Below are 18841 nucleotides of genomic sequence, written 5' to 3' on the forward strand. Positions count from 1 at the left end.
GACTTCGCGACTTCAGTGCAGCGGCTCACCGTCCGGTGCGCCGGCCATGCCGACGCTGAACACGGCTTCGCCCAGGCTGCCGACCTCGATTTCCTCGGCCGTGGCCTCGCGCACATCGCGCACCTTGATGTACATGCGCAGGCCCACACCGGCCAGCGGGTGGTTGCCGTCCAGCACCACATGCTCGGGGTAGGCTTCGGTGACGGTGAAGATCAGACCGTCCGGCATGTCTTCGGTCACGGCGCCTTCGGGCAGGCCTTCGATCTGCATTCCGGGCTCGACGCCATCGGGGAAGAGGCTGCGCGCCTCGAAACAGACCAGACGGGAGTCGTAGTCGCCGAAGGCATGCTCGGGCTCCAGGGCCACGGCCGCTTCGAAGCCGGCTTCCTGGCCAAGCAGGGCTTCTTCAACCTTGGCGAACAGATCATTGCCACCGTAGAAAAACTCCAGCGGTTCGGCCAGCTCGTCGATCAACTGGCCTTGGGCATCTTCGAGTCTCCAGCTCAGGGAGACCACACAGGGGGCGGAAATTTGCATGGCCGTATTGTTCCACAAGGGTTTGCCCTGGCTCAGCCCTGGGGCCGGGCAAAGCGCAGCTGGGCTTGGCAACCCGGGCCGTCGGAGCGCGCCTGCAACTGCAAGCTGCCTTGGTGGCACTCGGCGATCTGGCGCGCCAGCACCAGGCCGATGCCGCTGCCCTGGGCCTTGGTGGTGTAGTAGGGCACAAACAGATTGGCCGGGTTGGCCAGGCCGCAGCCGCGGTCCAGCAAGGTGATCTGCAGCGGTTCGGCCTGCAAGCGCAGCTGCAGCGGCGCGCCGCCGGCCTCGATGCCGTTCTTCAGCAAATTGATGAAGAGCTGCTCCATCAAACCCGGGTCGCCGTAGAACTCGAGGGCCTCCGGCAAGCTGCCGTCGAATTCCAGCGTCAGCTGCGCTTGTGGCAGCAGAGCCGGCAGACGGCGCAGCAGGGCCAGCAGGTCAAACACACGCTTGCGCGGCTCCAGCGGCCGCGCCAGCTGCGCATGGCGGCGCACAAAATCGGCCAGATGGCGGGCCCGTTCGTGGATCAGGCTCAGCGCTTCGGCCTGCTCGGCGCGCCAATCGGCGCTGGGCTCTGATGTTTCGGGCCCCAGGGCCTCCAGGCGCCGTTGCAGCGTGTCGCTGAGGCTGGCAATCGGCGCCAGCGAGTTGTTCACTTCGTGGCTGAGCACGCGCAGCAGGCGCTGCCAGGCTTGCAGCTCCTCGCTGCGCAAGACCTGCTTGAGGTCGCTGACGAAGAGCAGGCGGCGCGCTTGGCCCTCGACCTCGTAGTGATGCTGGCGCAGCCGCCAGAGACCGGCGGCGCCGGGAAAGACCTGTTCGCGCAAGGCCTCGGGGTCGGCACCCAGCAGTTCGTCCAGGCCCAGCTCGGTGGCGCTGCGGCCGATGGCCTGTTCGCGGCGCCGTTGCAGCAGGCCCAGGGCGCTGGGGTTGGCCAGCTGCAGCCGCTGCTGCGCGTCAAAGGCGAACACCGCCACATCCAAGGTTTGCACCACGTTCTCGGCCAGGCGCTCGGCGGCCAGGGATTGCAGGCGCTGGCGGTGCAGGCTGTCGACCAGGTTGTTGAGCTGGGTGGCCAGCTCGTCGGGCTCGGCCGAGCCGCCTTGCAGGCGCAGGCGCTGGCTGTAGTCGCCGCTGGCCATGGCCTCGATGACATGGCCGAGCAGGCGCCTCTGGTGTTCGGCCCGCGCATGCAGCCAGGCGGCCGTGCCCAGCCAGGCCAGGCTGCATAGGGCGATGCACAGCAGCTTGGGATAGATCAGCCAGGTTTGTTGCCAGACCAGCAGACAGACCAGAGCCCAGGCCGGCGCGCCGCCGATCAGGGCTGCGCGGCGCAGTTGGCCTGCAAAGCCGCGACCGGCCGCCAGTGCCAGCCCCGGAGTGACGCGTTCGCTCGCAGCGCTCACAGCTGGTACTTCTCCAGCCGGCGGTAGAAGGCCGAGCGGCTCAGGCCCAGGGCCTGGGCCGCCTGCAAGGCATTGCCGCCGCAGCGGCGCAAGGCGGTGCGGATCAACAGCTTTTCGGCCTCCTCCAGTGTCAACTCGGCCGGTAGCAAGGTGCTGGCCGGAACCGTCGTAGCCGCTGGGCTCAAGCCGAGGTCGGCCGGCGTGATCTGCTCCGCCGGTGCCAGCAGGCTGACGCGTTCCATGCAGTGGGCCAGTTCCCGCACATTGCCGGGCCAGGCATGGGCCAGCAGCACGGCCTGCGCCGCCTCGTTCAATTGCTTGGGCGGCCGCTGGTAGCGGCGCTCGAACTCAGCCAGGTAATGCCGAGCCAGGTCCAGGATGTCCTGGCCGCGCTCGCGCAGCGGTGGCAGGGTCAGTTGCACGCTGTTGATTCGGTACAGCAGGTCGCGCCGGAACAGGCCCTGCTCGACCATGGCGTCCAGATCGGCATTGCTGGCCGCGATCAGGCGCACATCGGCGCGGCGCGAGCGGGCCGAGCCCAGGCGTTCGAACTGCCCGCCTTCCAGCACCTGCAGCAGCTTGGCCTGTTGGCCGAGGGGGATGTTGCCGATCTCATCCAGAAACAGCGTGCCACCGTCGGCCAGCTCGAAGCGGCCGATGCGGGCCTGGCGGGCGTCGGTGAAGGCGCCTTTCTCGTGGCCGAACATCTCGCTCTCGAACAAGGTCTCGGGGATGGCGCCCATATTGACGCTGATGAAAGGTCCAGCGGCGCGCGCGGACTGGCGGTGGATGGCCTGCGCCAACTGGCTCTTGCCGCTGCCGTTTTCACCCCGGATGAGCAGGTTCACATCCGCCGGCGCCACCGCTGCCACCTGGGCCATCAAGGCCTGCATGGGTGTCGAGCGGCCGATCCAGGGGCGTTCACCGCTGCCGGCTTGCAAGAGCGCGTTCTCTGCCGCGAGGCGCTGGGCGCGACGAAGGCTCTCTCCCAAGGCCAGCTGGCTGCGGATGATGCCGGCCAGGCGGGTGTTGTCCCAGGGCTTTTCGATGAAGTCGTTGGCGCCGCCCTGCAGCGCTTGCACGACCAGGGGCACGCTGCCCCAGGCCGTCATGGCGACGATGGGCAGATGGGCATCGAGCGCGCGGGCGCGGGCGATCAGGTCCAGACCCTCCTGGCCCGAGGTGGTGTCGCGGGCGTAGTTGAGGTCGGCCAACAGCAGACCGAATTCCGCCTTGGCCAGGACCGCCAGGGCCTGCTCGGGCGAGTCAGCCAGCTCGCAGGACCGGCCCTCGCTCTTGATGAACATGCGCAAGGCACTGCGCACGGCCGCGTCGTCGTCGACCACCAGGATGGGCAGGCTGGAAGCAGGTGTGGCGCTCATCGATGCGTTGGACTCATGGCAAGGGCATTCTCGCCCAGGCTTTCGGGTCGGCTTTCAAGGGCTGTTCAGGGCCGCCGTGGGCGATTGGCGCAAGGCCCGTCGCGCCGGCAGCCAGGTCGAGAACAGCACCAGGCCCGTGATCAGCAAGGCCACGGCCGTGACGCCCAGTCCCAGCGGCAAGCTGCTGCCCAGCTCGCCAGCCAGGGCAAGGGCGCCGCCGAGCAAACCCAGGGGCAGGGCCAGGGCCAGCAGACGCAAGGCCTGGCCCAGCAGCATGCGCATCAGCTGCGCATCGTTCGCGCCGACGGCACGGCGCACGCCGATTTCCTGGCTGCGCAGCTGCACCGCGCGGCTGGTCACGCCGTAGATGCCGCTGCTGGCCAGGCCCAGAGTCAGCAGACCGAGGATCAGGCTCATGGCGGCCATCACGTCTTCGCCGCCGTGGGCGATGCGTTGGCGTTCTTCAGCACTGAACACCTGCTCCAGCGCCAAGCCCGGGTCGGTCTGGGCCACGGCGCGGGCCAGCAGCTCGCGGCTGGCGGTGTTGTCGGGCACGCCGACCAGGGCGATGCCCATATCGCCCGGCGCGTGCTGGCTGATCGGCAGGTAGAAGTTGGCGGCCCGCAGGCCTCGCTCCCGGCCGATGCCTTGCAGCACATGCGGGGTGACGCCGACCACGGTGATCCAGGCGCCGATGCGCTTTTGCGCATCGCCTTCGACGATGGCAAAGCGCTTGCCCAGCGGGTCTTGCCCGGGCCAGTGCTGCTGGGCAAAGTTCTGGTTGACCACCGCCACCTTGAGGCTGTCGACGCGGTCCTGCGGGCCGAACTCGCGACCGGCCAGCAGCTTCACTTCCATGGCCTGGAAGAAGCCAGCGTTGATGCGGTAGTTGCCGCCCAGGGGATAGTGGTTCTCCTGCACCGTCATGCCTTCGGGCAGGATTTCATCGGTGTCGATCATGCCGCCGCCGGGCAGGCTGGTGGACAGGGCCAGACGGGCTCCGGCGCTGGCGGCGGCCTCGGCCAGCCGGGCCTCCAGGCGGTTCCACAAGCCCTCACGTGCCGCGCGGGCTGCGTCGCTGTTGCCAGCGTATTCGGCCTGGCGCGGCGTCAGACGGGCAGTCAACACGCCCTCCATGCGAGCGCCGGTGCCTGCCGTCAGGCGCTGGTGCACCACATAGGTTTGCAGGCCCGAGGCCAGCAGCAGCAGGCTCGAGAGTGCGATCTGCAACCAGACCAGGGCGCGGGCGAATCGTCCGCTGGCCCGGCCCTGGCCTCCGCGGCCGTCACGCAGCACAGCGTTCAGGTCCACCGCCGAGGCGCGCCAGGCCGGCAGCAGGCCGGTGGCCAGGGCCGTCAGCAAGCTCAGGCCCAGGCCGACAAGGGCCGCTTGCGGACGCATGGCGAAATGAATCCAGAAGGGCAGGCGTCCATCGGCCGTGGCGGCCACGGCCTGCTGGGTGGCTTCCAGGGCCCAGGCGCTGAAGAACACTCCCAGTGCGGCGGCGACCAGGCAGAGCAGCCAGGTCTCGATCAGCATTTGCATCACCAGGCGGCCGCGCGGCGCGCCCAGGGCGGCACGCACGGCCAGCTCTTGCCGCCGTTCGTTGGCGCGCGCCAGCAGCAGATTGGCGGTGTTGAGACAGACCAGGGCCAGCAGCAACGCTCCGGCGCCGGCCAGGCCGAGATAAATCATCTCGACATCGGGCATGCCCCAGGCGGCATAGGGCAGGGCCAGGGCGCCGACGCGGCGGTTGCTCGCCGGAAAGTCCTGGGCCAGGCGCTGGGCGCTCAAGTTCAGCTCGTTCGTGGCTTGTTCCCGGCTGGCGCCGGGCTTGAGTCGACCCAGGGCCAACACATGCTGCGGCGTACCCATGGAGTAGCTCTGGCCGCGCGTGAGCGGACCAGCCGGCGGCCGGAAGGGCAGCCAGAGTTCCTGTGTCATGGGAAAGCGCAGGGCGCCGGGCAAGACGCCGACGATCTCGGTGTCCACGCCGTTGATCTTGAGCCGGCTGCCGACGATGGAGGGGTCGGCGCCGAGAAAGCGACGCCAGAGCTCGGCGCCGATCACCGCCACCGGTGCAGCGCCGGGCTGGCTGTCACTGGCTTGCAGGGCTCGGCCCAGCTGCGGGCGAGCCGCCGCGCCCAGCCAGGGCCAGATCTCGGCCGGTATATGGGCCACTTGAAAATTGGCCGGGTACTGCTTGTGGCCGCCCAGGGTGGCAATGCCCGTCTGCAGGGGCAGCAGCCCCTCCAGGCTGGGCGTCTGGCGCTGGTACTCGAGCAAGTCGAGGTAGTGCACGCTCTTGGCCTGGCTGCGCTCTCCGTCGCGACTGGCTTCGATGGCGACCAGGCGTTCGGGCTCTGGGAAGGGCAGGTCACCGGCGGTGAAGCTGAAGTACACGCCAGCGGCGTAGATGGCGAAGCCCAGGCCGCAGCTCAGAGTCAGCAGGCTCAGCAGGGCATGGCCGGGATGGCGCAGCAAGGACTGCCAGGTGTGGCGCAGATCGTCCAGCATCACAGGGCCTCCGCCACTGCGGACGCACCTGCAGCCGCTTTGGCGCTGCCGGGGTACAAGGCAGCCGTCGGCAGATCCGCCACCATGCGGCCATCGAACAGGGCCACGGTGCGCTGGGCCAGTGCGGCGTAGCGCGGGTCGTGGGTGACCATGCAGAGTGTGGCCCCTCGAGCATGAACGCTTTGCAGCAGCTCCATCACCAGCTCGGCATTGCGTGAGTCGAGGTTACCGGTGGGTTCGTCCGCCAGGATCAGGCTGGGCTGGCCGACCAGGGCGCGGGCGATGGCCACGCGCTGCTGCTGGCCGCCCGAGAGCTGGGCTGGATGGTGGCGAGCCCGGTGAGCCATGTCCACTTGAGCCAGGGCCTCGGCCACGCGGGCGCGTCGCTCGGCGCGGCTCATCTCGGGTCGGTAGCTCAGCGGCAGGGCGACGTTGTCTTCGACGTTCAGGTCGCCGATCAAATTGAAGGCCTGGAAGACAAAGCCGATCTGGCGGTTGCGCAGCAGGGCACGGGCGCGCTTGTCCAACTGGTCGACACGCTGGCCGTTCAGTTCATAGCGCCCGGCGCTGGGGCTGTCGAGCAGGCCGAGGATGGACAGCAGGCTGGACTTGCCACAACCTGAAGGGCCGCTGACGGCCAGGAACTCGCCGCTGCGCACCTCCAGGCTGACCTCGTCGAGCGCGCGCGTCTCCAGCTCGTCGCTGAGGAAGCTTTTCTGGATGCCTTGCAGGCGAATCAGCGGGGCTTCGACCGCCTGGCTGTGCTGGTTGCTGTTCGGGTTCATGGTGCGTATCTCTCTTTTCTTCGTGGCGATGAATATAGGGCTCAAAAAACTGGTGCTGTTCAGCGCAGGCGCACGCGCTCGGCCAGGCGCCAGCTGCTGGTGTCAGAAATGACGATGCGGTCGCCGGCTTGCAAACCGCTTTGGATGACGATGCGGCCGACCGAGGCGGGGCCGTACTGCACGCTGACCCGCTCGACCAGGTCGTCGCCGACCAGGCGGTAGACCTGGGCCTGGCTCATGGCCTGGCTGAAGACCGGGCGCTGGACCTGCACGGCCTCGGCCAGGCGACTCAGGGCGATGCTGCCGTCGATGCCGAGGTCGGGTCGGGCGCCGCGGGGCAGGGGGTCGAGCAGGCGCAGATCCACCTTGAGCAGGCTGTTGCTGAGCTTGGGTGCCACCCGGCTGACCTCGGCCCGCAGCAGGCCCGCGGGCTCGCCGCTGCGCAGGTCGATCTGCGCGCTCTGGCCGACGGCGATGTCGCGCGCCTGTGCCTCCTGCACCTGGATTTCCGCGTACAAGGCGTCGGCTCGGGCTAGCTTGGCCAGCAGCGCGCCGGCGGCCACGCTCTGGCCGGCTTGCAGGGTCAGCTCTTGCACGACGCCGTCGCTGGGCGCACGCACCTGCAGGGCCTCGACCAGTTCCAGATCGCGTTGCCAGGCTTTGTGCAGGCGTGCCAGCGCCGCTCGTTTGGCATCGAGTTGCGCTTGCATGGCGGCGCGGTGCTGCAGCAGCAGCTCGCGCTCCAGTTGCAAGGTCTGGCCAGCTTGCTCGACGCTGAAGCGACTGCGCTGGAAGGCCAGCTTGGAGACCATGCCGTCCTTGAGCAGCTCTTGGTCGGCCTGCCATTGCAGCTCGGCGCTGCGGGCGCTGAATTCCGCGCGCTGCACTGCCGCCTGGGCATTCATGGCCTGGCTGTCCAGGCTGGCCTGCAAGGCCTTGAGCTCGGCCTGCGCTTGTTCCAGCTGCCAGCGGCTTTCCTGTGCGCGTTGCTGCAGCTGCGGGTTGCTCAGCACCATCAGGGGCTCGCCTTGGTGCAGGCTGCTGCCGGCCTGGGCCAGCAGGCGCTCCACGCGGGCCTCGCTTTGCGCGGTGATCCAGCGCGGATCGCTGGACACCAGCACGCCGCTGCCTCGCACATCAAGGGCCAGCGGCCCGCGTTCGACGGCGGCGAATTGGATGCCGCGGGCGGATGCGGTCAGCTCGATCGGCGCGGCCCGCAGGCGCAGGGCCAGCAGTCCGCCGGCCAGGCTCAAGACCAGCAGCAAGGCCAGGATCAGAAAGGCCGGCCGGCTGGCGCGGCGCCGCCAGCGCTGGGCGGGGGTGAGGGTTCTTTGAAGGTCCATGGCTCAAGCTATTGCAGGAGCCGTGCCAGCTGCCTGGCAGGCGCGCCAGGGCCGTGTTCAAGGGCTTGGCGACACGGATCGGCACCCAATGCCAGGGGAGGCATTGCGATATTGGGACGGCGGATCGGCATCCCGTCCCGCTTCCGGGACAGCGGCCGGCGAGGCACAGGCGACAATGCGCTCATGAACATCCAAGCCAAACTTCCGCTGCTGGGCGGCCTCAGCCCCGAACAATTCATGCGCCGCCATTGGCAGAAAAAGCCGCTGCTGGTGCGTCAGGCTTTGCCCGGCATCCGCCCGCCGGTCAGCCGCAGCGAGTTGGCTGTACTGGCTGCCAGCGAGGATGTGGAGTCACGCCTAGTCTCGCAATTCAACGACAAGTGGGCCCTCAAGCAGGGGCCGGTGGCCAAGCTACCGCCTTTCAGCAAGCCGGGATGGACTCTCTTGGTTCAAGGCTTGGATTTGCATGTGCAGGCTGCGCATGAGCTGCTGGCGCAGTTCCGTTTCGTGCCCGAGGCGCGGCTGGACGACTTGATGATCTCCTACGCCAGCGACGGTGGCGGCGTTGGCCCGCACTTCGATTCCTACGATGTCTTCCTGATCCAGGTTCATGGCCAGCGCCGCTGGCGCATCGGCCGCCAGGGTGTGGCGACCACGGGTGCGCTGCGTGAAGGCGTGCCGGTCAAGCTGTTGGCTGATTTCGAGCCGGAAGAAGAGTTCGTGCTCGAAGCCGGCGACATGCTCTACCTGCCGCCCGGCTGGGCTCACGACGGCATTGCCATCGGCGAGTGCATGACCTGCTCGGTGGGCTTTCGCACGCCCTGGCGTGCCGAGCTGGCGCGCGAGCTGCTCCAGCGCTTGATGGACGATGATTCCAAGAGTTATGCCAACCGCATGTATGCCGATCCGAAGCAGCCGGCCACCGAGGCGCCGGGCTTGGTGCCTCAGCAGTTGTTGGACTTTTCCCGCGATGCGGTCGAGCGTGCGTTGCGCGAGCCCCTGGCCCTGGAGCGGGCGCTGGGCGAGGCACTCACCGAGCCCAAGCCGCGCGTGTGGATTGATCCGGGGCAAACCTTGCCGGCCGGGGCGGGTGCCTGCCTGGATCGACGCAGTCGCATGATGTACGACGCGGCCCATGTCTTCATCAACGGCGAGTCCTTCCGAGCCGGCGGCCGCGATGCGCGCCTGATGCGGGTTCTGGCTGACCAGCGCGAGCTGACGGGCAAGCAGGTGCTGCAGCTGTCCGAAGATGCGCGCGACTTGCTGAACCTCTGGGCCGAAGACGGCTGGGTGCGAGTGTCCGATGCCAACGCGGAGGCTTGATTGGCAGCGGGCCCAGCTCCGCTGCAAGCCGGTGAGTTCAGCGGCCGTGCCGAGTTTCAGCAGGCCCTGCGTCTGGCTGTCGCCCAGGCATGCGCGCAGGACAGTGTTGAGCTCGGTGCGTTCGATCCGGATTTCAGCCTTTGGCCCTGGTCAGAGGCTGGGCTGCTGGACGAGCTGAGCCGCTGGGCGCGGCCGCTGCCATCCGCACGCTGCCTGCGCTTGCTGGCGCCGCAGTTCGACGGCATGCGCCGTGCGCATCCACGATTTGTGGCCTGGCGTGGGCGCTACGGGCACTGCGTGCAAGCGCGAGCCTTCGAGCCCGAGGCCATGGCCGCTGTCGGGCCGGGCGGGCCGGTGGCCTTGTTCTGGGCCCGTTCTGAGTCGGCCTGTGTCACCGTGCGTTTGTTGAGTACGCGCAACTGGCGCGGCAGCGTGTCTTTCGATGCGGCCGAACTTGTGCGATGGAAGGAATGGTTTGACGCGATCGCACAACATTCTTACGAAAGCTTTGCAGCGACCACCTTGGGCCTGTAAAAGATGCCAAAAGCAATGGCTATAATTGGCGGCTAGGTGAAGAAAGCGCTCGAGGTTTTCCTCGCCTTGTCATGCCGAAGTTCTGCGACGGCGCGCTGCTGAAAAGTGTTTGCGTCGTGGCGTTGCTTCAAAAAATTACCGGTAATTGCATCTTCGTTTAACGAATTTTGAGGACAAGTATGAACAAGTCGATCCTGTTGGCTGCTGTGCTGGCTGCTGTTGCTCTGACCGCTTGCGGCAAGAAGGAAGAAGCCGCTCCCGTGGCCGCTCCCGCTGTGGAAGCTTCGGCTCCTGCTGCTCCCGCCATGGACGCTTCGGCTCCTGCTGCTGACGCATCGGCTCCTGCCGCTGCTGACGCTGCTTCGGCTGCTGCCAGCAAGTAATCGGTCTCCGATCACTTGATAAAGCCGCCCGGTCGCAAGGCCCGGCGGTTTTTTCACGCCTGTTGTTTGCTGCTGGTCCCGCGCTTCAGAGCGTGATCCAGTCCAGTCCCTCGGCCTGCGAGGCGACAGGCACTTCCTCGGGCCGGCAGCCGCGCACCGCCGCCACGGCCGCCGCCGCCAACTCCGGGCGGTTGTTGCGCTCGCTCAGGTGGGCCGCGGCTACCGCGCCAAGGCCCGAATGAAGCAGTGAAGTCAGCAGGCTTGCGCTGGCCTCATTCGACAGATGGCCATGGGTGCCGAGGATGCGGCGCTTGAGGCTGGCGGGATAGTTGGAGGCGCGCAGCAGCGCTTCGTCGTGGTTGCATTCCAGCAGCAAGGCATCCAGGCCTTGCAGAGCCTGGACCACGCTGGCGCAGACATGGCCCAGGTCGGTGATCACGCCCAGATGCTGTTGCCCATCGTTGCAGCGCAGCTGCAGCGGTTCTTCGGCATCGTGCGGCACGGCAAAGGGCTGCAGCTGCAAGTCACCGAGTTCCAGGGTGTCGCCGCTGCGGGTGAAATGCAGCAGCTTGCGGTCGAAGCCGTCCAGGTCAGCGGCGCGGCGCTCAATGGCGCCCCAAGTGCCGCGGCTGGTCCAGATCGGAATCCGGTGGGCTTGCGCCAGCTTGAGCACGCAGCCGGCATGGTCGCCATGCTCATGGGTGATGAAGACCGCGCTGAGCGCCTCCGGCGTGCTGCCGGCGCGCAGCAGGCGCCGTGTCAGTTCGCGCAAGCTGAAGCCGCAATCAACCAGGATCTGCGTGTCGGTGATGCCCTGACTGGCCTCGATCAGCGTGGCGTTGCCGCCGCTGCCGCTGCCCAGGCTGCAAAAACGCATGCCCATGGTGCTTTTCGATCCTGATGGTCAATGAAAAACGCCGCCCACCCTTGGGGCGGCGGCGTTGCTGCTTGGTCCGGCTGTCTTCTGACGATCAGCGCAGATCGTCCATCAGCAGATTGAGGATGCGCTTGGCAATCTCGTTGGTCTGTTGCTGGCCCTTGTCGTCGAGTACGGTGACGGTCGACTGCTCGCCTTCGGACTTGACCGAGACGCGGTAACGCGTGGACGTTGCAGCCTTGTCGCCGCTGAACAGGCGCTCGAAGAAGTTGGGTTCTTCCTTGCCGGCCTGGTTGGGGTCGGCGTAACGCAGGAAGAACAGGCCCAGCTTGCGGTCGCGGTCTTCCACGGTGAAGCCGTGGCGGTCCAGCGATTGGCCAACCCGGCGCCAGGCGCGCTCGAAGCCTTCGCTGACTTTGATGGCGTCCGGCACTTCCGACAGCGGACGACCGGCCGTGATCACGGTGGTCGGGGCGGTGCTCTTGCCCGGCGCGGCGGCCGGCACATCTGCCACGGCGGCCTTGGCCAGCTCTTCCTTCGCGCCCAGCTTGAGCATCAGGCGCGACAGAAGTTCGGCTTCCAGCTGCGGGTCATTCGGGCGCGGCTGCCAGGCCGTGTTGTCTTTTTGCGGGCCGGTGTAGACCTCGATCATGCCGCGGTGGCTGATGAAAATCTCGGTGCCCTTGCCATCGGCGGCACGCTCGATGCGGGTGCGGAACATATCGCGCTCACCGGTCGAGTAGAGGCCGTCGAAGACCTTGCCAATGGTGGAGCGGATGAGGTCCTGCGGCAGCTTGGCGCGGTTCTCGTTCCAGTTGGTTTCCATGACGCCGACTTCGGCGGCGTCCTTGCTCAGCTCGAAGCCGCGCTGTTGCCAGAACTCACGCAGCTGTGGCCACAGCTGCTCGGGCGTCAGCGAACTGCGCAGCCAGCGCGTGTTGGCGTTGCGCTCCAGGCGCATGTCCCCGACGGCGTTCAGGGCCACGGTGTTGGCCGGGCTCAGGCCGCTGGCGCTGACCTTGGGTGCGGCATTGGCTTGCTGCAAGGCATTGGCGCTGACTGAGCCGCCGGCATTGCCGCTGCGGCTGTCGCGGGCCAACTGGGTCAGGTCCGGTGGCACGTCCAGGCCAGCGGTCTGGCGGGCGTTGGCGCGGTAATCGACCTTGTCCGAGGAAAAGATGCCTTCCGTCGTGCTGCAGGCCGCCAGCGAACCCAGCATCAGCAGGCAAGCCAGGCGCACCGGGGTGGCCGAGGAGGAAACAAAAGAGGAGGAACGAGTCACGCTAGACATCTCCGGGGGACAAGGGAGCGACGGTTGGGCTTTGTGAGCCGGCCCCGAAGGGCTGGTGGCACGCAAAGCTGCTGCGGATTAGAGCAGACTGGAAACGGTGAGCAAAGTAATCGCGCGCTGCACCTGCTCAGAGCAGGCCGGCCTCGCGCATGGCAGCGCCGACCTGGGCTTGACCGGCTTCGGTCAGAGGCACGATGGGCAGGCGCAACTGGTTTTTGATGCGGCCCAACTGCGACAGCGCCCACTTGGCAGGCGCAGGGCTGGGTTCGCAGAACAGGTGCTTGTGCAGGCTCAGCAACTGGAAGTGGATGCGGCGGGCCTCAGCGATATTGCCGGCCAGGGCGGCCTTGCACAGCTCGTGCATGGCGCGCGGTGCCACATTGGCTGTCACGCTGACATTGCCGCTGCCGCCCAGCAGCATCAGGGCGATGGCGGTGCCGTCATCGCCCGAGTAGATGTGGAAGCCCTTGGGGGCCGACTTGATCAACTGGGCCGCGCGTTCGATATTGCCGGTCGCTTCCTTGACGCCGAACACACCCGGCAGCGTGGCGCAGCGCAAGGTGGTCTCGGGTGCCATATCGGCCACGGTGCGGCCGGGCACGTTGTACAACATCATCGGGATGTCGACGGCCTCGGCGATGGCCTTGTAGTGCTGGTAAATGCCTTCTTGCGAGGGCTTGTTGTAGTAGGGCACCACCGACAGGGTGCAGTCCGCGCCGACTTCCTTGGCGAAGCGGCTCAGCTCGATCGCCTCTGAGGTGCTGTTGGCGCCGGTGCCGGCCATGATGGGCACGCGGCCACGGGCATGTTCCACGGCCGCCTGGATGATCTGGCGATTTTCTTCCATGCTGACCGTGGGCGACTCGCCGGTCGTGCCGACGACGCAGATGCAGTCGGTGCCTTCGGCGATGTGCCAGTCGATCAGGCCGCGCAGGGCCGGGTAGTCAACGCTGCCGTCTTCTTGCATCGGCGTCACAAGCGCGACAATGCTGCCAACAATCGGGTTCATGGAGGAATGTCCTATTTGATGCGGTGGATTCTACTCAGCGGCGCGTGTGCGCTCGGGGCCCGGGGACTCAATCGAGTGCATAGGCCTGAAAAACAGTGCCCGCAGTGGCGCTCGGCGCTTCGCAAACAGCGGCAACGCGCTGGACATAGCGCGGGTTGACGCCCTCGCGGCCTTTTTCAAAGCCATCTTCAAAGGCGACGATGCGCAGACCCTGGCACAGGCTCAGCAGTTCGCCGGGCTGCAGCAAAAAGTCTGGCCTTGCCGGGCGGCCGATGGTGTGCTGTCCCAGGGCAAAGGTCTCGTAGATCAGCCAGCCGCCGGGCGCCACGGCCGCGCGGATCAGCGGGAACAGCGGCCGCCACAGATAGTTGCTGACCAGCACCAGGTCAAACTGCCGGCCCTCCAGCGGCCAGGGGCCGATTTCGATGTCGGCGCAGATCAGCTCAGTCGCCACGCCTTCGGATGCGGCGAGTGCGGCGGCATCCCGATCGACGCCGCAGACCTTCATGCCCTGCGCGGCCAGATGGCGCAGGTGGCGGCCGGAACCACAGGCCAAGTCCAGCGCTGTGGCACCGGCAGTTTGAGCCTGCGCCCAGCGGCGCAACCAGGGTGAGACTTCAGCACTCATGCTCAGAAACAAGCCCAGATCTGCTCGGACAGCTGCACCATCAGGCCCGGCTGCAGATAGGCCAGAAACACCAGGCCCAGGACCAGCAGGATCAGCACCCAGCGCAGCGCCGGCTTGATCTTGGCAGAAAGCTGGGTCGGACTCATGCAGCTTGGGGGCGCGGCTCGCCGCGCAAGATGGGGCCTTCACGCACCGGCAGATTTACCAGGGCTGCGGCCACGCCCAGGGCCACGGCCAGCCACCAGACCACGTCGTAGTTGCCGGTGCTGTCGTAGAGCTTGCCGCCTAGCCAGACGCCCAGGAAGCTGCCCACCTGGTGGCTCAGGAACACGAAGCCGCTGAGCATGGACATGTGCTGCACGCCGAAGATTTGCGCCAGCACCGCATTGGTGGGCGGCACGGTGGACAGCCAGAGCACGCCCATCACCGCCGAGAAAATGTAGACCGACACCGGCGTCAGCGGCGTGAGCAAGAAAGCGACGATGGCCACCGAGCGCAGGCCGTAGATGGCCGAGAGCAGGTAGCGCTTGGGGTAGCGCTGGCCCAGCGCGCCGGCGCCGTAGGTGCCAAAGACATTGAAGAGGCCGATCAGGGCCAAGGCGTAGGTGGCCACCTGGGGTGACAGGCCCTGATCCTTGAGGTAGCTGGGCATGTGCACGCCGATGAACACGACTTGGAAGCCGCAGACGAAGTAGCCGGCCATCAGCAGTTGAAAGCTGCGGTAGCCGAAGGCCTCGCGCAAGGCCTGAACGATGCTCTGCGAATGGCTGTGTACCGGCTTGGCGACCTGCGGCTCACGCAGGCCCAGGGCAAGGGGCAGGATGACCAGGGCGGCGCAAGCAAGGATGAAGAGCGCGTTCTGCCAGCCGGTCGTGGCGATCAGCCAGTTTTCCACCGGCACCATCAGGAACTGGCCGAAGGAGCCCGCGGCCGCTGCCACGCCCATGGCCCAGGAGCGCTTCTCGGCCGGCACATTGCGGCCGATCACGCCGTAAATCACCGCATAGGTGGTGCCCGATTGGGCGATGCCGATCAAGAGCCCCGCGCTGCCGGTGAAGGCCAGGCCGGAGGTCGAGAGTGCCATCAGCACCAGGCCCAGGGCATAGAGCAGGCCGCCGACCAGCAAAACTCGGAAGGGGCCAAAGCGGTCGGCCAGCATGCCGGTGAAGGGCCCTGCGACGCCCCAGGCGATGTTCTGTATCGCTAAGGCGAAGGCAAAGGTTTCGCGCGTCCAACCCCGGTCCATGGTGATGGGCTGCAGCCACAGGCCGAAGCCGTGGCGTATGCCCATGGACATGGTCACGATCATGGCGCCGCAGAGCAGCACCTGGAACATGGACAGGCGCGGGGCGGCGGTGGGCGTGGGGCTGGCGGTCATCGAGCGACTGTAACCAAAGCGCTCAGCCGGCGCCCAGCACCCGTCCCTGGCGCACCCGCATCTGGATCTTGCTCAGCGCGTCCAGATCGTGGATCGGGTTGGCGGGCAGCAGCAGGAAGCTGGCCTCGCAGCCGGGCTCGAAGCAGCCCAGGCGGCGCTTGGGAAAGAGCACATGGGGCGTGGTGATGGTGGCGATCTTGAGCAATTGCGGCCGGCCGATCACGCCCAGGCGGTCGAGGTTGCGCAGTTCGCCCAGCACCGAGCCGTTGAACAGGTCCGAGCCCAGCAGCAAGGGCACACCGGCCGCTTGCAGGGTGCGCAAATTGTCGGCCTGTTGGGCGCGCACCTTGGTCAGCTGCTCGGGCGACATGCGGAACAGCTCGCTGGCGGCCGTGGCGGTGATGACGGCCACCTTGCGGCGCGCGGCCTCGGCGGCCATCTCGGGGCTGATGCGGTAGCTCTCGGCGCCCGTCCCCTCAAAAAAGAACAGGCCCGGCAGACGCGCCACCCAGTGGGCGCCGGACAGTACAGCGATGTTGAAGTCCGCCGCCGTGTCGGCCTGGGCGATCACCAGCAAACGGTCCTGCAGCGCTTTCTTGACGATGGCCGCCGGCAGCTCGGGCTTGAGGCCCAGGCGGCCGAACTGCTTGGGGTCGGCGTGGAGCTCGGGGCTTTCCGAGCGGCTGAGCATGAACTTGAGCGCCTCGCTCTTGCGAGCCTGCACCAGGGGCCACTTCTTCTCGACCTGTTCCAGGCTGTCCATCACCAGCACGGTCTTGTCGATATGGTCCTCGGGCTTGGGGCGTGGCGCGCCTGAGCTGGGATCCTCGGTCAGCAACTGGGCCAAGGGCTGGCCGTCCGAAGAGGTGATGCAGGCGGTCACGAACACCAACTCCGGCCCGGCTGCCTGGGCGCCGGATGCGGCCAGGGGGCGCACGGCGCCGGCGCCCTTGGGTTCGGCACATTGCATCAGGGCGTAGAACACGCCGTCGCGCAGATAGCCTTGGCCGTAGCGGCCCCAAGCCCAGGCGTTCTGCAGATTGTGGTTGTGGGCGTCGGCCAGGGGCGGAATCAGGAACTGGCCCTTCAAGTTCATGTGCCGCTGGGCTTTTTTGATCTTCTGGCCGCTGAACTTGCCGTCCTTAACGTACAGCGTGCCGGAGCGGAAGCCCTGGCCGTCGAACCATTGGGCGTTTTTCAGCTCCATGGTCACCGAGGCGCCGGGGCGTAGATCGTCTTCCGCAGGCAGAGGCTGGCTCTGAGCCTGGCCGGGTGCTGTGAAAAGAAACACGGCCAGAGCGGTGGCGCAAGCGCCGGCCGGGCGGAACAGGAAAGTGGCAAATGCTGGCATAGGCCGGGCATGGTAGCGAGTTTGAGAGTGCACACCCCAGCTCCGATTTGCCGGCCGCCCCCGAGGCAAACCCTAGAATCCGCCCCCATGGCCACCAAAGCTTCCTCCTCTCCCAATACTTCTTCCGCCACGCCCGGCAGCTACGGCGAGGGCTCGATTCGCGTGCTCAAGGGCCTGGAGCCTGTCAAGCAGCGCCCGGGCATGTACACCCGGACCGACAACCCCCTGCACACCATCCAGGAGGTCATCGACAACGCGGCCGACGAGGCCCTGGCCGGTTTCGGCAAGCGCATCGACCTGATCCAGCACAGCGACGGCTCCATCTCCATCGCCGACGACGGCCGTGGCATCCCCTTTGGCCTGCACCCCGAAGAGGGCGTGCCCGTGGTCGAGATCGTCTTCACCCGCCTGCATGCCGGCGGCAAGTTCGACAAGGGTTCGGGCGGTGCCTACAGCTTCTCGGGCGGCCTGCACGGCGTCGGCGTCAGCGTCACCAATGCCCTGGCCAAGCGCCTGGAGGTGACGGTCTGGCGTGGCGGAGAGGTGGCTAACCTCGCGTTCGAGAACGGCGATGTGGTCGAGCCTGTCACGGCCCGCAAGGCCGAGCGCGGCGACCGCAAGCAGGGCACGACGGTGCGCGTCTGGCCCGATGCGAAATATTTCGAAAGCGCCGAGCTGCCCAAGAACGAACTGGTCCACCTGCTGCGCAGCAAGGCGGTGTTGATGCCGGGCGTCATCGTCACGCTGACGAACGAGAAAACCGGTGATGTGCAGACCTGGTCCTACAAAGGCGGCCTGCGTGACTACCTTCAGCAGACCCTGACGGCCGACGCGCTGATCCCGCTGTTCGAAGGCGAGCAGTACGCCGGCCGCAGCGAGACCGAGAACTTCGCCGAGGGCGAAGGCGCCGCCTGGTGCGTGGCCTTCACCGAAGAAGGCCAGACCATGCGCGAGAGCTATGTCAACCTGATCCCTACTGTGGCCGGCGGTACGCATGAGTCGGGCCTGAAAGATGGCCTGTTCGGCGCCATCAAGGGCTTTATTGAGCTGCACAGCCTGCTGCCCAAGGGCGTCAAGCTGATGCCGGACGATGTGTTCTCGCGCGCGTCCTTCGTGCTCTCGGCCAAGGTGCTGGACCCGCAGTTCCAGGGCCAGACCAAGGAGCGCCTGAACAGCCGCGACGCCTTGCGCCTGGTGTCCACCTATGTGAAGCCGGGCCTGGAGCTGTGGCTGAACCAGCATGTGGAGTTCGGCAAAAAGCTTGCCGAGTTGGTCATCAAGCAGGCGCAGACCCGCCAGCGCGCCTCGCAGAAAGTCGAGAAGCGCAAGGGCTCGGGCGTGGCTGTGCTGCCGGGCAAGCTGACCGATTGCGAAAGCCGCGATCTGTTGCACAACGAGGTCTTTCTGGTCGAAGGTGATTCGGCCGGCGGCAGCGCCAAGATGGGCCGCAACAAGGAAACCCAAGCCGTGCTTCCCCTGCGCGGCAAGGTGCTGAACACCTGGGAGGTCGAGCGCGACCGCCTGTTCGCCAACAACGAGATCCACGACATCTCGGTGGCCTTGGGGGTGGACCCGCATGGCAAGAACGATTCGCCCGACCTCAGCGGCCTGCGCTACGGCAAGGTCTGCATCTTGTCCGATGCGGACGTGGACGGTTCGCACATTCAAGTGCTCTTGCTGACCCTGTTCTTCCGCCATTTCCCCAAGCTGATCGAAACCGGCCACATCTTCGTCTCACGGCCGCCGCTCTACCGCGTCGACGCACCGGCGCGCGGCAAGAAGCCGGCCGCCAAGATCTATGCGCTGGATGAAGGCGAACTCAGCGCCACCCTGGACAAGCTGCGCAAGGAAGGCGCCCGCGAAGGCAGCTGGAGCATCAGCCGCTTCAAAGGCCTGGGCGAAATGAGTGCCGAGCAGCTCTGGGACACCACACTCAACCCCGAAACTCGCCGCCTGAGCCCGGTCACCTATGGCGCGCTCGACCTGGGCGAAACCGAGGTTGCCATCAACAAGCTGATGGGCAAGGGTGAAGCCTCCTCGCGGCGCGAGCTGATGGAAATCCACGGCGACTCCGTCGAAGTGGACGTCTGAAGC

The 18841-nt window shown here is 66.9% G+C and carries 17 protein-coding genes; 4 read left to right on the top strand and 13 right to left on the bottom strand.

Going from position 1 to position 18841, the window contains the following annotated elements; translation table 11 throughout:
- Window positions 1-12: 12 nt before the first annotated feature.
- From LNV23_RS11440 to LNV23_RS11465, 6 genes are read right to left on the bottom strand one after another with little or no spacing between them, the layout of a single operon-like run.
- Window positions 13-537 carry an FKBP-type peptidyl-prolyl cis-trans isomerase gene (locus LNV23_RS11440; RefSeq protein ID WP_263563094.1) on the bottom strand — a complete coding sequence of 175 codons (525 nt, stop codon included), beginning with the start codon at window positions 535-537 and terminating at the stop codon, window positions 13-15.
- Between the two features lie 32 nt (window positions 538-569).
- On the bottom strand, window positions 570-1946 hold the full coding sequence (locus LNV23_RS11445; protein WP_263563095.1) for a sensor histidine kinase: 1377 nt from the start codon (window positions 1944-1946) through the stop codon (window positions 570-572).
- On the bottom strand, window positions 1943-3328 hold the full coding sequence (locus tag LNV23_RS11450) for a sigma-54-dependent transcriptional regulator (protein ID WP_263563096.1): 1386 nt from the start codon (window positions 3326-3328) through the stop codon (window positions 1943-1945). Before LNV23_RS11450 ends, LNV23_RS11445 begins: the two co-directional genes overlap by 4 nt.
- Before the next feature lie 54 nt (window positions 3329-3382).
- On the bottom strand, window positions 3383-5845 hold the full coding sequence (locus tag LNV23_RS11455) for an FtsX-like permease family protein (protein WP_263563097.1): 2463 nt from the start codon (window positions 5843-5845) through the stop codon (window positions 3383-3385).
- Complete coding sequence (locus LNV23_RS11460; protein WP_318023229.1) at window positions 5845-6630, bottom strand: ABC transporter ATP-binding protein; 786 nt, start codon at window positions 6628-6630, stop codon at window positions 5845-5847. The genes LNV23_RS11455 and LNV23_RS11460 overlap by 1 nt, the downstream gene beginning before the upstream one ends.
- Window positions 6631-6689: 59 nt before the next feature.
- Window positions 6690-7973 carry an efflux RND transporter periplasmic adaptor subunit gene (locus tag LNV23_RS11465; protein ID WP_263563098.1) on the bottom strand — a complete coding sequence of 428 codons (1284 nt, stop codon included), beginning with the start codon at window positions 7971-7973 and terminating at the stop codon, window positions 6690-6692.
- A gap of 183 nt (window positions 7974-8156) precedes the next feature.
- Here LNV23_RS11465 and LNV23_RS11470 point away from each other — a divergent pair, with 183 nt between their 5' ends.
- From LNV23_RS11470 to LNV23_RS11480, 3 genes are all read left to right on the top strand, one after another.
- The gene (locus tag LNV23_RS11470) at window positions 8157-9296 is read left to right on the top strand and encodes a JmjC domain-containing protein (RefSeq protein ID WP_263563099.1); all 1140 of its coding nucleotides are present in this window, start codon (window positions 8157-8159) and stop codon (window positions 9294-9296) included.
- Window positions 9297-9830: a hypothetical protein gene (locus LNV23_RS11475; protein ID WP_263563100.1), complete on the top strand. Its 534-nt coding sequence runs from the start codon at window positions 9297-9299 to the stop codon at window positions 9828-9830.
- 179 nt (window positions 9831-10009) lie between these two features.
- A complete protein-coding gene (locus LNV23_RS11480) occupies window positions 10010-10213 on the top strand; it encodes a hypothetical protein (protein WP_263520452.1) in 204 nt (67 codons plus the stop codon).
- Window positions 10214-10298: 85 nt separating this feature from the next.
- Here the strand turns inward: LNV23_RS11480 and LNV23_RS11485 are convergent, their stop codons facing one another.
- The 7 genes from LNV23_RS11485 to LNV23_RS11515 all read right to left on the bottom strand — a co-directional run bounded on the left by LNV23_RS11485 (window position 10299) and on the right by LNV23_RS11515 (window position 16747).
- A complete protein-coding gene (locus LNV23_RS11485) occupies window positions 10299-11096 on the bottom strand; it encodes an MBL fold metallo-hydrolase (RefSeq protein ID WP_263563101.1) in 798 nt (265 codons plus the stop codon).
- A gap of 88 nt (window positions 11097-11184) precedes the next feature.
- Window positions 11185-12381 carry an NlpB/DapX family lipoprotein gene (bamC, locus tag LNV23_RS11490; RefSeq protein WP_263563102.1) on the bottom strand — a complete coding sequence of 399 codons (1197 nt, stop codon included), beginning with the start codon at window positions 12379-12381 and terminating at the stop codon, window positions 11185-11187.
- A gap of 127 nt (window positions 12382-12508) precedes the next feature.
- Window positions 12509-13390, bottom strand: coding sequence for a 4-hydroxy-tetrahydrodipicolinate synthase (gene dapA / locus LNV23_RS11495; protein WP_263563103.1), 882 nt, complete (start codon window positions 13388-13390; stop codon window positions 12509-12511).
- 67 nt (window positions 13391-13457) lie between these two features.
- Entirely contained in the window at window positions 13458-14018 is a 561-nt protein-coding gene (locus LNV23_RS11500; protein WP_263563104.1) for a class I SAM-dependent methyltransferase, read from the bottom strand.
- A gap of 2 nt (window positions 14019-14020) precedes the next feature.
- Window positions 14021-14164: a hypothetical protein gene (locus LNV23_RS11505; protein ID WP_263563105.1), complete on the bottom strand. Its 144-nt coding sequence runs from the start codon at window positions 14162-14164 to the stop codon at window positions 14021-14023.
- On the bottom strand, window positions 14161-15396 hold the full coding sequence (locus tag LNV23_RS11510) for an MFS transporter (protein WP_263563106.1): 1236 nt from the start codon (window positions 15394-15396) through the stop codon (window positions 14161-14163). Before LNV23_RS11510 ends, LNV23_RS11505 begins: the two co-directional genes overlap by 4 nt.
- Before the next feature lie 22 nt (window positions 15397-15418).
- Window positions 15419-16747, bottom strand: coding sequence for an amidohydrolase family protein (locus tag LNV23_RS11515; RefSeq protein WP_263563107.1), 1329 nt, complete (start codon window positions 16745-16747; stop codon window positions 15419-15421).
- Window positions 16748-16834: 87 nt separating this feature from the next.
- Between LNV23_RS11515 and LNV23_RS11520 the strand changes: the two genes are divergently transcribed.
- The gene (locus LNV23_RS11520) at window positions 16835-18838 is read left to right on the top strand and encodes a DNA topoisomerase IV subunit B (protein WP_263563108.1); all 2004 of its coding nucleotides are present in this window, start codon (window positions 16835-16837) and stop codon (window positions 18836-18838) included.
- The last annotated feature ends 3 nt before the right edge of the window (window positions 18839-18841 follow it).

The sequence above is a fragment of the Kinneretia sp. DJ1R-11 genome (assembly GCF_025717595.1).
Lineage (GTDB): Bacteria > Pseudomonadota > Gammaproteobacteria > Burkholderiales > Burkholderiaceae_C > Paucibacter_A.